Source organism: Pseudomonas sp. GW821-FHT07B01 (genome assembly GCF_059419065.1).
The window spans coordinates 41,694-54,054 of the sequence record NZ_JBWKRA010000007.1 but is presented as its reverse complement, the minus strand read 5'-3'; the positions used below and the strand labels follow the sequence as shown (position 1 = coordinate 54,054).

The 12,361-nt window shown below is 61.4% G+C and carries 11 protein-coding genes; 4 read left to right on the top strand and 7 right to left on the bottom strand.

Annotated features, from left to right (window positions below):
* Window position 1: 1 nt before the first annotated feature.
* Window positions 2-1,297, bottom strand: a complete 1,296-nt coding sequence (locus AC07S6_RS10015) for an autotransporter outer membrane beta-barrel domain-containing protein (protein WP_495112234.1) — start codon at window positions 1,295-1,297, stop codon at window positions 2-4.
* A 144-nt stretch (window positions 1,298-1,441) separates the two neighbouring features.
* Window positions 1,442-4,408 carry an autotransporter outer membrane beta-barrel domain-containing protein gene (locus AC07S6_RS10010; protein ID WP_495112233.1) on the bottom strand — a complete coding sequence of 989 codons (2,967 nt, stop codon included), beginning with the start codon at window positions 4,406-4,408 and terminating at the stop codon, window positions 1,442-1,444.
* Between the two features lie 223 nt (window positions 4,409-4,631).
* On the opposite strand from AC07S6_RS10010, the gene AC07S6_RS10005 reads away from it, so the two are divergent.
* Together AC07S6_RS10005 and AC07S6_RS10000 are read left to right on the top strand one after the other, a co-directional pair.
* Complete coding sequence (locus AC07S6_RS10005; protein WP_495112232.1) at window positions 4,632-5,972, top strand: type II toxin-antitoxin system HipA family toxin; 1,341 nt, start codon at window positions 4,632-4,634, stop codon at window positions 5,970-5,972.
* Entirely contained in the window at window positions 5,969-6,247 is a 279-nt protein-coding gene (locus AC07S6_RS10000) for a helix-turn-helix domain-containing protein (RefSeq protein ID WP_014720548.1), read from the top strand. Before AC07S6_RS10005 ends, AC07S6_RS10000 begins: the two co-directional genes overlap by 4 nt.
* A 3-nt stretch (window positions 6,248-6,250) precedes the next feature.
* Here AC07S6_RS10000 and AC07S6_RS09995 read toward each other — a convergent pair whose 3' ends face one another.
* Together AC07S6_RS09995 and AC07S6_RS09990 are read right to left on the bottom strand one after the other, a co-directional pair.
* Window positions 6,251-7,021 carry an amino acid ABC transporter permease gene (locus AC07S6_RS09995; RefSeq protein ID WP_495112231.1) on the bottom strand — a complete coding sequence of 257 codons (771 nt, stop codon included), beginning with the start codon at window positions 7,019-7,021 and terminating at the stop codon, window positions 6,251-6,253.
* Complete coding sequence (locus tag AC07S6_RS09990) at window positions 7,018-7,839, bottom strand: ABC transporter substrate-binding protein (protein WP_133633597.1); 822 nt, start codon at window positions 7,837-7,839, stop codon at window positions 7,018-7,020. The genes AC07S6_RS09995 and AC07S6_RS09990 overlap by 4 nt, the downstream gene beginning before the upstream one ends.
* Window positions 7,840-7,953: 114 nt before the next feature.
* On the opposite strand from AC07S6_RS09990, the gene AC07S6_RS09985 reads away from it, so the two are divergent.
* The gene (locus tag AC07S6_RS09985) at window positions 7,954-8,856 is read left to right on the top strand and encodes a homocysteine S-methyltransferase family protein (RefSeq protein ID WP_495112230.1); all 903 of its coding nucleotides are present in this window, start codon (window positions 7,954-7,956) and stop codon (window positions 8,854-8,856) included.
* A 115-nt stretch (window positions 8,857-8,971) separates the two neighbouring features.
* Here AC07S6_RS09985 and AC07S6_RS09980 read toward each other — a convergent pair whose 3' ends face one another.
* The 3 genes from AC07S6_RS09980 to AC07S6_RS09970 are packed head-to-tail and all read right to left on the bottom strand — an operon-like array spanning window position 8,972 to window position 10,735.
* A complete protein-coding gene (locus AC07S6_RS09980) occupies window positions 8,972-9,643 on the bottom strand; it encodes a GNAT family N-acetyltransferase (protein WP_495112229.1) in 672 nt (223 codons plus the stop codon).
* A gap of 10 nt (window positions 9,644-9,653) precedes the next feature.
* Window positions 9,654-10,100: a GNAT family N-acetyltransferase gene (locus AC07S6_RS09975; RefSeq protein ID WP_197880286.1), complete on the bottom strand. Its 447-nt coding sequence runs from the start codon at window positions 10,098-10,100 to the stop codon at window positions 9,654-9,656.
* The gene (locus tag AC07S6_RS09970) at window positions 10,097-10,735 is read right to left on the bottom strand and encodes an FMN-binding negative transcriptional regulator (protein ID WP_495112228.1); all 639 of its coding nucleotides are present in this window, start codon (window positions 10,733-10,735) and stop codon (window positions 10,097-10,099) included. The genes AC07S6_RS09975 and AC07S6_RS09970 overlap by 4 nt, the downstream gene beginning before the upstream one ends.
* An 87-nt stretch (window positions 10,736-10,822) precedes the next feature.
* Between AC07S6_RS09970 and pdxR the strand changes: the two genes are divergently transcribed.
* Entirely contained in the window at window positions 10,823-12,361 is a 1,539-nt protein-coding gene (gene pdxR / locus AC07S6_RS09965; RefSeq protein ID WP_073452526.1) for a MocR-like pyridoxine biosynthesis transcription factor PdxR, read from the top strand.

Here is a 12,361-nt window from a genome sequence, read left to right as displayed (position 1 = left end):
CTTAAAACCCCATCTTCCACTCGCCTACCAGCCCATGGTTACGGCTGTTACTGCCGACCTCAGCGGTGTACGCGACGCTCACTGCCTGGTGAGCAGAAAGGCCTATGTCCAACCCCGTGCGCAGGGCCAGGCTGTCGCGGTTCAGCGAGACGCCATCGACGGTGAAGTCACTCTTTTCTCCGGTCAGGTCAATCAGTCGGGAAGATTGCTTCACGCTGCTTTGCACGTCGCCGTAGAGGTGCTTCCAGTGGGTGCTCAAATGCGGGGACAGGCTCATGTTGTTATCAAAACGATAAAGGCTGCCCAAGCGAAGCCCCAGGGTGCTGCTGAGGTTTTGCTGGGTTTGCGCACCGACATTCAACGCCGCAAAGCCGCCTTTTTCCTTGAAGCCTTCACGATGGTAGCGCTGGTACCCCAGGCCTGCGAACGGCTCGACGCTTAACGTATCCTTGCCAAGCTGGTAGCCCATTTCGCCAAACACGGTTTGGCTTTGGGCCGTGTATTTGCCTTTGAGTTGCTCGCGATAACCGAAGAAGTCGATATCGACACCGCGTTTGTTTTGCCCGTCATGGTTGCTGTAGATGGCACCCAGGCGCAGAGCCAGCGGGCCGTCCTGGCGTACGGCGTATGCGCCCAGATGCCAGCTGTCGAGCGCTGCTTTGAAACGCTTGTGCTCAAACTCGCTTTCGGATTTGCCTCCCACCACACCGGCACGCCAAGCGTGATCGACTGCCCAGTCGGCGCCCAGAACAACGCCCTTGGAGCTTTGCTGCAACCCGACGCTGCCATATTGGCCGTCAAGTTTGCCGTTGTGGCTGAGGCCTTTTACCCAGAGGCGGCCATTGGCATCGTCTGCGACGTTTGCTGGCAGGTCGCGCAGGACCAAGAGCAGCGTGTCGCTGAGCTGTTGCGTGCTCATTTGGGTGGCTGCGGCAAGGTTGGCATTCTGGCTGCCCGCGAGTTGTTCGAGGGCCTGAGCGACCTTCCCCGGCGCGAGATTATTGAGGTACTCGCCGATATTGGCCAGTTCGTACCTGTCCCAGGGGGTGAGTTTGTCTGATTCAAGTAGCGATTTGACCGCCGCGTCCACGGCCAGGGCCAGGCGCTGGCCGTTGCGAGTGTTTGTGTGTTCGGCCAGGTAAAAATCGACGGGAGCCTCTGTCGAAGGGCGATGCAAGACGTTGTCACGATTGATTGACCCGGTCAGTTGTGTGATCCCGGACCGATCGAACACGTGTTCCACGCTTCCCTGCGCTTGGGCAAATTGAATGCTGCTGGCGGCCAGCCCGACGGACATGACGAGCACGAGTCGCTGTAAGGTGAATGGCATGCAGTCCCAACCTCTTGATTAATGAGGCCGGGAATTTAGGCGAGGTGAGGGGAGGATAACTGTCAGGCCATCGACCCCTGATTTGCGGGAGTTGTCTCTAGTACGGTGCGATTAAAAACTCATCTGCCATTGGCCGGTCAGCGCATGGTTGCGGCTGTTGCCGCCCACTTCGCCTGTATAGCCCAGGCCCAGGCGATGGCGGGCGGATAAACCCAGGTCCAGGCCCGCTTCCAGCAACAGGCTGTCCCGATCCAGGGCGCTGCCTTGCACATTGAACGCCGTGCCCCCGGCCAGGAAAGCCTGGCCGGTGGTGCTGTCGACATCGCCATAGGTGTGCTTCCAGCCAACGCTGGCACGAGGTGTGAGGCTGACGCCGTTGTCCAACTGGCTCAGGTGCGCCAGGCGCAGGCCGAAGGTGCTGCTGAAGTTGTCCTGGGTCTGGCCCTCGACATGCAACGCAGCGGCGCCGCCTTTTTCGTTATAGCCGTCGCGCTGGTAGCGCTGGTAGCCGAGGTTGGCGAACGGTTCTGCGCTCAAGCGGCCGCTGCCCAAGGCGTAGCCCAGTTCAGCGAAAGCCTGCTGGCTGTTGGCGTCATAGTCGCCCTTGGGGCGGTCGTTAAAACCGTTGAAGGCCACCGTGCGTTTACTGTCGCCCTGGTGCCCGCTGTAGGCCGCACCCAGTCGCCACGCCAATGGACCACTCTGGCGCAGGGCATAGACGCCGGCGTGCCAGCTGTCGACGCTGCCGTCCACACCGGTGGTGTCCAAGTCGGTCTTGGAGTAACCGCCCAGCACACCCAGGCGCCACTCGCTGTCCAGCGCCCAATCGGCGCCGAGCACTGTGCCTTTGGTGCGTTGGGTCAAGCCGTTGCTGCCGTGCTCGCCATCGAGCTTGCCGTAGCTGCCGATGCCTTGCAGCCACAGGCGGCCGCGGGCGTTCGGGTCATTGAGGTTGCGCACCTCGGCGGGCACGCCGGTGGCGGCCAGTACCGGCGTATCTTGGTCATTGAGCCCCACCAGCAGTCCCGCACCGCCGCCCACCTGGTGCATGGCGGCGAGCATGCTGTGGCCCACTTGCGCACTGGCATTGAGGGTAGCGCTGGTGAGGTTGGCGGTGCTACTGCCCGCCAGTTGCTCAATGGCTGCCCCGGCTGTGGCGGTGGTGGTATTGAGCAGGGCGTTGTACAGCGGGTTGTTCGTGCCCAGGCCTGCCAGGCTGCTGGCGGCGTTGGCGCCATTGCCGGTGCTGGCGAATTGGTTGAAGGCGATGTCGTTACGGGTGTACGTAAGGCCGACCTGAGTGGCGCTGTAATCCAGGGTCGGGGTCAGGAAGGCGTAGTCGCTGGTGACCTTGCCAAACGTGCCATTGATGCTGCCGGCTTGCAGCACGCTGTAATGGCTTTGCCAGGCGTAGGTGCCTTCTCCGGGGTTGACCGCCAGGGTCGCGCCATTGAGGTAAGCGGTGCCGCCGACCTTGATCGGCGCGCTGCTGCCGTCGGCGTTGACGCCATAGGCCAGAGTCGAGCCGCTGCCCATGCGCAAGTCGCGGTTGATGGTGGCGGTGCCCAACGCGGTATTGGTCTGCAGGGTGCCGTTCACTACCAGGCTGCCCACCGAGCCGCCGCCGGCATACACACCGCCTGTGTCGACCGTCACGTTACCGGTAATCCCGCCTTGGTTGACCAGCTTGGCACCGCTGGAAATCTTGCCGCCGTCGCTGAAATCACCCTGGCCGGTCAACGTCCAGGTACCTTGCTTGACCTCCAGCCATTCAAGGTTGCGGCTGTCGCCAAAACTGCCGCCTGCGACGTCGTCCAGGGTCAGTCGGTCGTAACCGCTGCCGCCGTCCACCGTGCCGATAAAGCGGCTGCCGTTGCGCAAGATCAGTTGGTCATCGCCGCCGCCCAAATCCAGGGCCAGGCCATTACTGCCGCTGATGGTGCCGCTATTGATAACCGTGTCGGCATAGTTGCCGACGAACTTCACGCCAAAGCCATCCAGGCCCTGAATCGTGCCGTGGTTCTCCAGGATGGTAGCCGCGAGCCCCGGCCCGTCGCTGCCGTCGTCCACCAGGATGGCGTTGTTGGCACCACTGACCAACGCGCCTTTGGCGTTGTAGAGAGAGCCACCGCCCAGGGCGATCCCTTCGCTGCCGTTGGCAAAGCCGTTCTTGTCGACACCCCCGGCGCCGACACCCTGGATGACGCCGTAGTTTTCGATATGGGCGATCTTGTCGATGTCCACGCCGTCACCGTCGCCATCCGGTTGCAGCCCGGAGAACGCGCCGGTGATGGTGCCGTGGTTGATCACTGTGCCGTCGCCATCGGAACCAAAGCCCGAGCCGTTGCGGCCGATCACCGTGCCGTAGTTGGTCAGCGTGGCGCCCTCGTCCGTGGTGATGCCATGGCGGCCACCGGAAATCAGGCCATAGTTGGTCACCGTCACGCCGCTGGCGGAGTCGATGTCCACGCCATCGAACTTGTCATCGCGGGAGAAGGTGTTGCCGGTGGAGATCTCACCGTAGTTAGTGATAGAGGCGTTGGCGCCAGTCTTCATGCCGTCGCTGGCCTCCCCGCGAATCAAGCCACCGGCACGGTTGATGATCGTGGTGGTGACGTTGCTGCTGCGCAGCGCATCCAGGTCCAGCCCTTGGCCGGTGGCCGAGCGAAGGGTGCCGCTGTTGTCGATCAGCACGCTGCCGCTGACAACGTTACTGTTGATGCGCAACGCATCATTGGCACCTTGAATCACCCCACCGGCAAGGTTGTAAATGCTGTACCTGCGCTCCCCGCTGACGCTCCCCGAACTGTCGATACCCCGACCGCCACTGGAGACCAGCTTGCCCGCGTTAGTCACCACCACCCCCGCACCGCGGGTGCCGTCCTTGAGCGTCACCGCCACCCCAGAGGTTGTAATGCTGCCAGGCGCCGACGTGGTCAACGTATCACTGCCCCCCAAGGTTTGCCCCTGGGTGGTAGGCGTGTCGATCTGCAGGGTTTTGGCTGCGGCTGCTTCGATCAAACCACCGCTGGCCAACAGGGTGATGGCGAGCGCGAGGCGTTGAGGACACGTGGGCATGCTGGGCGACCTTGTTATGGCAAGCGAGTCGACTGGTATAGCGCAAGGTCGTTGCAGAAATGTGTCGCAGTGATGGCGGTCAAGTCGTATGCATTAAATTGCATATCTCCAGGTCTTTCCCCTCCATATCTGCATTTTAATGCATATATAAAGACACTCTATGAGTGAGAAATGCACTATATTGCATGTGTCGCTCTCATCACTGCTTAGCAGGTGCACTAAATTGCAGAAAGACACCGCTTACTCTTTGACGCTGCAAATTTTCACCGCCGCGCACTGGCATGATGCTATGCGGCTTGAATTTCCTGAACCGCAACGGGGTTTTGTCGGGCCCTGCAGGTTTCATTACCGCCAGGATTATCTGGCCGATCACCTCGAAGAGATCCAGCAGCCTTTTTGCTACGCGGCCAGTGCCCGGTTCCCGCTGGATTGGGACGTTACGGTGCTCAAGTCAGCCCCCGCTTTTTTGCACGATATCGCGCCAGCCGGCGCGGCCAAGCGCTTTTTGATGCAGCGTCTTGGTCGTGAGAAACCCCAGGCCATCGATGACGACTTGTTCTTGCTGGGGCGCAGTACGCCGGCGCCGATTGGCAACATGCGGATCAAGGAGTCCATCCAAGCCCTGGGCGGTGAAACCCCGATGGGGTTTGCACGACATGAGGTCGTCAGTCGCGATAGCCGTTTCCTGGAATATGCCTATGAACAAGGTGCTGCCATCGGCGGTGCTACCGGAGCAGGGGGCGAGGCACCGAAATTGTTGATGACCCAAGGCGTAGATGGCTTGCTGTATCCAGACGCGATCCTGAATGACGCTGACGTCGCTCAGCACTGGTTCATCAAGTTCGCGCGCAACCAGGCTACGCAGACTGATCAAGATATCCTGCGAAGTGAGTACCACTATTACCGGGCGCTTGAGTCTCTTGGCATCGAAACGGTCGCCACCCAAGGGCTGGCGCTGGAAGAGGCGACAAAACCCAGCCTGTGGATGCATCGTTTTGATCGCAGGCTGGGTGAGGGCGGTGTTGAACGGCTGGCCGTCGAGTCGATCTATTCCTTGGCCGGTGTGACCACCCCTGGCAGCTACATGGATCATCTGGAGGTGGTGAGGCTGTTGGTCGATCAATGGCGAGCAGTGGGACAAGAGGACCACGTCGCAGATCTGGTCGCAGAGTACCTGCGCCGGGATTTGCTGAATAAAGTGCTGGGTAATTCGGATAACCACGGCCGCAATACATCGATCATCCGCGAGCCCAAGGCGCTGCGCCTGGCCCCCATTTATGATTTGGCACCCATGGTAATGGACGCTGAAGCCGTCACTCGAACCACCAAATGGCCCAAACCCTTGGAAATCGCCGGGGATATCAATTGGCGAGCGGTATGCGAGGCTCTGGCCGACCTCGTCGACCCCGAGCAAAGCTTTGAACGCCTGCGACAAACAGCCGAGCACCTGCGTGCATTACCGGATCTTCTGGTGGCCAGTGGCGTGCCCGCTGTGACCTTGAATCACCCAAGCATCCCATTAGGGAAACTGGACCTGCGTCTCAGGCAGTGGGGGTTGAGATGACGATTAGCATGGATGCTCGTGCGTTGTTGATCGACAGCGTCGAACAAGGCTTGGCCGGTGGCTCGCTTGAGCTGGGCTCCGCCGTACGCCGCCTGCGCATCGAAGTGACCGGCCTGCACCAAAGCCAGTTCGCCAGAATGTGCAAAATTTCGGTGCGTACCCTGGTGCATATCGAACATGGCGATGGCAACCCAACCCTGAAATCGCTGAATGCCGTGTTTCGGCCCTTCGGTTTGCAGATGGGCGTGGTCAAGGTGCGGCGCAACAGGCCCTGACCGTCAACCGCGCCGCACGTAGCCCTTGCCGAAATGCCGCTCCATCCGCGCCTGGATCAATTCCAGCCCCAGGGACATCACCCAATAAATGATCGCCGCCGTCGTGAGCATCTCGATATAGCGGTAGCTTGAGCGGCCATAGGACTGCGCCAGAAACATCACTTCCCACACGCCCATCACCGAGATCAGGGAGGAGTCCTTGAGCATCGAGATGAACTGGTTGGTGGCCGGCGGGATGATGGTGCGCATGGCCTGGGGCAGTGTCACGTGCCAGAAGATCACCCTGTCGCGCATGCCGAGGGCCAGCGCGGCCTCGCGTTGGCCGTGGGGCACGCCGAGGATGCCGGCGCGGAAAATCTCGCTCAGGTAGGCGCCGTAATTCAGTGACAACGCGATGATCCCGGCGACGATGGCGCCTGGCACCAGCCCCAATTGCGGCAGGCCCAGGTAGATCAACAGGATCTGGATCAGCAGCGGCGTGCCGCGAAAGAACGAGGCGTAGAAACTGGCGATGCCGAACGCCACGGCACTTTTGGACAGGCGCCCCAACGCGGTGATAAAGCCCAGCACCGACGACGCGACAATGGCGCACAGGCACAAGAACAGCGTCAGCGCCGCGCCTTGCAGGAAGCCGTTGGGCGCAAGGTGCAGGCCGACCAGGTTGGGCAGCTTGTCGAGGATGATCGAGAACTTCAGGTCAAAGCTCAGGAAGAAACTCGCAAACAGCGCGAACAGCGCCGCCCAGGTCAGGTAAAGCCGTAGGCGAAAACTCATCGGCTGATATCGGCGCCGATCCATTTTTGCGACAGCGCGCTCAGGGTACCGTCCTGCTTGAGCTGGGCGAAGACCTCACGCACTTTGCTGTCCCACTGTGGGTCGCCTTTCTCGATGGCCACCGAATTGGGCTCCGAGTACAGCGGCACACCGGCGAGCTTGAAACGCTTGTCCTGGCTCAGGCGCGGCTGCGCGGTGACCAGGTTGGTGAGGATCGCATCCAGGCGCACGCCAGCGCCCAGGCCCAGATCCTGGAACGCCACGTTGTCGGTGTCGTACGGGGCGATCTGCACCTCCTCGAACGGGTACTGCAACTGCGTGTCTTCGGCGCCTTCGATCACCAGGTTCTTGTTCAGGTAGCTTTCGTAGCTCGAGGCGCTGGTGAGGCCGACTTTTTTGCCGGTCAGGTCCCGGGCGTCGTGGATGCGATCGTCCTTGGCATTGACCACGATCACGGCGGGCGAAGCGTAGTACTCCACCGGGAAGTCGAACACCTCGGCGCGTGCCTTGCTCGGGGTCATGGAGCAGATGCAGATGTCGTAGCGTCCGCTCCAGCGGCCGGCGGCGATCACGTCCCAGGATGGGGTTTCCAGGCGCAACTTCACGCCCAGTTTTTGCGCCACGGCCTTGGCCACGTCCACGTCGAAACCGTCGAGCTGATTCTGGTCATTGAGAAATGAAAACGGTGGATAGCTTTCCATCAGCACGCCGACCAGCTCTTTCTTCTGCTCGACACGATCCAGCGTGGCACCGCCAAAGGCTTGGGTTGAAGCAGCCAACATCGTCAGGCCCAGGGCCAACAGCGGTCTGAATTTCAAAATCGAACACCTGAATAAAAAAGAGGTTGTTATTAACCGAACGGTACGCATTAAATAGTTATAAGAACGACTCTCATAGTGAGTTATTTTCATAAGCATATGAGTAAAAAGCATATGGGCGCAGTAAGCACAGTAATTCTCGATGGTGGCATGGGCCGTGAACTGCAACGCCGTGGCGCGCCGTTCCGTCAGCCGGAATGGTCGGCACTGGCCTTGAGCGAAGCGCCGCAAGCGGTGGAGGCGGTGCACGCGGCCTACATCGACAGTGGTGCCAATGTGATCACCAGCAACAGTTACGCGGTGGTGCCGTTCCACATTGGCGAAGCGCGGTTTGCCCAAGAAGGGCAGGCGCTCGCCGCCCTGGCCGGTGAGTTGGCGCGACGGGCGGTGCAGGCCTCCGGTAAAGCCGTGCAGGTAGCCGGCTCACTGCCGCCGCTGTTTGGCTCTTATCGCCCAGATCTGTTCCAGGCCGAGCGCGTCAGTGAGTTGCTGACCCCCTTGGTGAACGGCCTGGCCCCGCATGTCGATCTGTGGCTGGCGGAAACCCAGAGCTCGATCGCTGAAGCACGGGCGATCCAAGCCGGGCTGCCTAAGGATGGCAAGCCGTTCTGGCTGTCGTTTACCTTGAAAGACGAAGACACCGACGAGGTGCCGCGCCTGCGCTCCGGCGAACCGGTGGCGGACGCAGCCGAGGCGGCGGCGCAACTGGGCGTGCAGGTATTGCTGTTCAACTGCAGCCAGCCGGAAGTGATCGGCGCGGCCATTGATGCGGCGCGGGCAACTTTCGAACGATTGGGTGCAGCGATTCAGATCGGCGCCTACGCCAACGCTTTCCCGCCGCAACCCAAGGAAGCCACGGCCAACGATGGCCTGGACCCGTTGCGCGACGACCTCGACCCACCCGGCTACTTGCAATGGGCGGCGGATTGGCAAGCGCGCGGCGCTAGCCATTTGGGCGGTTGCTGCGGGATCGGGCCGGAGCATATCGCGGTGTTGGCCCAGCGCCTGACCGACTGATTCACCGCTGGTCAAACCTGTGGGAGCTGGCTTGCCTGCGATGGCATCAACTGGTTTTGCCTGATACACCGAGGTGTCTGTATCGCAGGCAAGCCAGCTCCCACCCATGTGAGCCTTAACCCCGACACTCTGTGAGTGTCTTCAACTGGCCCGAATCACTCTGGTTCGCCTCCGACAACCACGCCTCAAACCCGGCACCGACCTTCGGCCATTCCGAATCCAGGATCGAATACCACGCAGTATCCCGGTTCCTGCCCTTGACCACCGTGTGCTGGCGGAATACGCCTTCAAAACTGAAGCCCAGGCGCTCGGCCGCGTACTTGGAGCGAGCGTTGGCGTTGTTGCACTTCCATTCCAGGCGGCGATTGCCCTGCTCGAAGGCGTACTTGGCCAACAGGTAGACCGCCTCGGTGCTTTTGGGCGAGCGTTGCATCGAAGCACCGAAGGTGACGTGTCCGATCTCGATGCGGCCTTGTTCGGGCACGATCGACATCAGGCTGAGGATGCCCTGGACCTGGCCGCTGGCGCGGTCGATCACGCTGAAGAAATACGGGTCGTCATGGGCCGCGTGATTATTCAGCCAGGCATCGAATGCGCTGCGTTCAGGGAAGGGGCCGTAGGGCAAATAGTCCCATAGCTTGGGATCGGCGCCGGGGCCTTGCAGGGCGTTGAACAGGTCATCGCCATGGCGCGCCGGGTCGAGTTTTTCCAGGCGGATAAAGCGCCCTTCAAGCAGTTGAACCGTGGGGGCCGGGACGCCTTTCCAATCAGCGAGGGAAGTGATCATGCTGTGCTCCTTAAAGACCTTTGCGAAATTGGATGAAGCCTGGGCGTTCGGCGATGCGCTCGTAGAGTTGGATCGCGGTGGCGTTGGTCTCATGGGTCAACCAGTGCACTTTGCAGCAGCCATCGGCCTTGGCGGTGGCGTAGACGAATTCGATCAGCTTGCGACCTACGCCCGTGCCACGTTGGGTCGGGTCCACCAGCAAATCCTGCAGGTAGCAGGAGTTCTCGATGCTCCAGTTGGAGCGATGGTAGATGAAGTTGACCATGCCCACCGCCTTGCCGTCCTGCCAGGCCAGTGCCGAATGGGTCGGCTCGCTGGCGTCGATCAGGCGTTGCCAGGTGCTTTGGCTGACGGTGTCCGGCAGTTCGGTGTTGTAGAACGCCAAGTAGGCCTGCCATAGCGGCAGCCAAGCGGCTTGGTCGGCGGCTGTAACTTGGCGAATGTCGATCAAGCTCATTCTGAAACTCCTTGGGGAATAAAGCGGGCGAGGGTCTGGTCACGTACATCGGCACTGGCGGCCAGGCCGTCACGCACACCGGCCATGTCGGCGGCGCTGCGGTTCTGGCTGAGCTTGCGTTTGCCCACCAGGCGCTCGATCGGCAAGGCAAAGCCGACGATGGCCTTGAGCATGCCGTCAATGTAGTCCGCCGGTGCGTCGCTGACACGCCAGGGTTGGGCGCGGCTGCTTTCATGGCGGTCGGTGAGGGCGGTGACCACCTTGAGCAAGCGCTCGGCGTCGCTGAATACCGCAGGCGTGCCATAGGCGTGCACGGCGATGTAGTTCCAGGTCGGGACCACTTTGCCGTGCTCGGCCTTGGCGGGGTAAAACGCCGGGCTGATATAGGCGTCGGCACCGGCGAAGATCACCAGCGCTTCACCGCCATTTTGCAGCTCGCGCCATTGCGGGTTGGCTTTGGCCAAGTGACCGTACAGCGTGCCATTGGGCCCTTCATCGGGGTTGAGCAGCAAGGGCAAGTGGCTGGCTTGCAGGCCTTTTTCACCCACGGTTACCAACTGCGCCAGACGGGTGTGCTGGATCAGTTGCTGGATTTCGGGCAAGTCATCGAGAGCAAAGGCGCGGGGTGTGTACATGGAGATTTTCCTTGGCGAATGCCTGCATCCTAGGCAGGCTATTGGTTCGTTGTAAGAGCCATCTAGCGCTATTTTCATAGGTCCAATATGCCGCCTGTTTCGCCACCGTTGTCCTTCAACCCCGCCGGTATCGAGCTGGACCGCCGCCAGGGCCTCACGCGCCAGCTGTATGAGGCCCTGCGCCAGCGGGTATTGGATGGGCGATTGGTCAGTGGCACGCGGCTGCCCGCTACCCGTGATCTGGCGGCGGCCTTGTCGATTTCCCGCAACAGTGTGGTGCGCGCCTACGATCAGCTGTACGCGGAGGGGTTTATCGAAAGCCGGGTCGGTGATGGCACCTATGTTGCCCAATTGCCGATGGCCGAAAAACTATCCACAAAAGTATCCACAGGGTTGTCAACAGGTTTATCCCCAGGCTTATCCACAAAATGGGCGAATTTGCCCGAGGATTTAGATGACGAAGTTATCCACAGCGCCGGTTTGGCACGGGTAAAAGACCATCATCTGCCTCAGCCGCCGTTGGGACCGCCCCGGGCATTTCGCGTGGGCGTACCCGCCTTCGATCTGTTCCCGTTTGAGGTATGGGCCAAGCTGAATGGGGCGTTCTGGCGCAAACCCGACTTGGAACAGCTGTGCTATGGCGACCCGGCCGGTGACGGTCGCCTGCGCGGTTTGATCGCCGCCTACCTGCGCAGCTCGCGCGGCATGCAATGCACGGCTGAACAAATTGTGATCACCAGCGGCGCACAGCAGGCCATTAGTCTTTGTGCACAGTTGCTGGTGGAGCCTGGGGATGGCGTGGCGGTGGAAAACCCTGGCTATCGCGCGGCCGGCCATGCATTCGCTTTGGCCGGCGGGAGACTGCATGGCGTGCCGGTCGACGGCGAGGGCATGGATTGCCAGGTGCTCAGTACCCTCAATGATTGCCGCGTGGCGTATGTCACGCCTTCCCATCAGTACCCGCTGGGCGTTGTGATGAGTCTGGCTCGACGCTTGGAATTGCTGGCCTGGGCCGAACGTTCAGGCGGTTGGATCGTGGAAGACGATTACGACGGCGAGTACCGCTACAGCGGCGCGCCGCTGTCACCGTTGGCCGCGCTGGATCGCAGTGGCCGCGTGCTGTATGTGGGCACCTTCGGCAAGGTGGCGTTCCCGGCGTTGCGCCTGGGTTACCTTGTGTTGCCACCAAGCCTGGTGCAAGCCTTCACCCGGCGCCGCGCCGTGGACGTGCGTCACTCCGAAGTCAGCACCCAGGCGGTGATGGCCGAGTTCATGGCGGCGGGGCACTTCCAGCGCCACATTCGTCGGATGCGTCGCGCCGCGCTCAGCCGGCGCAATGCGTTGTTGGCCGGATGGCCCACCGGGTTGCCCGGGGTCGGCGCGTTGCCAAATGCCGCGGCGGGTTTGCACATCACGGTGCGGGTGGACAGCCTGGCCCGGGAGCAGGCGTTGCTCGCTCAGGCCCGTGCAGTGGATGTCGAGATCAATGGTTTGAGCAGCTATTGGCTGGCTGGCACACGCCCGCCACCGGACCAGCATGCTGGCCTGGTGATGGGGTTTGCCGCCGTGCCGGAGGCGGCCATTGCGCAGGCGCTGGCGCGTTTGCGTCAAGCGTGGAAGGCGTAG

Excerpts from the sequence above, each read along its gene's own strand:
- AC07S6_RS09985 (WP_495112230.1), top strand. The coding sequence starts at position 7,954 with ATGGGCGCAGTAAGCACAGTAATTCTCGATGGTGGCATGGGCCGTGAA.
- AC07S6_RS09980 (WP_495112229.1), bottom strand. The coding sequence starts at position 9,643 with ATGATCACTTCCCTCGCTGATTGGAAAGGCGTCCCGGCCCCCACGGTT.
- AC07S6_RS10015 (WP_495112234.1), bottom strand. The coding sequence starts at position 1,297 with ATGTCCGTCGGGCTGGCCGCCAGCAGCATTCAATTTGCCCAAGCGCAG.
- AC07S6_RS09995 (WP_495112231.1), bottom strand. The coding sequence starts at position 7,021 with ATGAGTTTTCGCCTACGGCTTTACCTGACCTGGGCGGCGCTGTTCGCG.
- AC07S6_RS10010 (WP_495112233.1), bottom strand. The coding sequence starts at position 4,408 with ATGCCCACGTGTCCTCAACGCCTCGCGCTCGCCATCACCCTGTTGGCC.
- AC07S6_RS10000 (WP_014720548.1), top strand. The coding sequence starts at position 5,969 with ATGACGATTAGCATGGATGCTCGTGCGTTGTTGATCGACAGCGTCGAA.
- pdxR (WP_073452526.1), top strand. The coding sequence starts at position 10,823 with ATGCCGCCTGTTTCGCCACCGTTGTCCTTCAACCCCGCCGGTATCGAG.
- AC07S6_RS09975 (WP_197880286.1), bottom strand. The coding sequence starts at position 10,100 with ATGAGCTTGATCGACATTCGCCAAGTTACAGCCGCCGACCAAGCCGCT.
- AC07S6_RS09970 (WP_495112228.1), bottom strand. The coding sequence starts at position 10,735 with ATGTACACACCCCGCGCCTTTGCTCTCGATGACTTGCCCGAAATCCAG.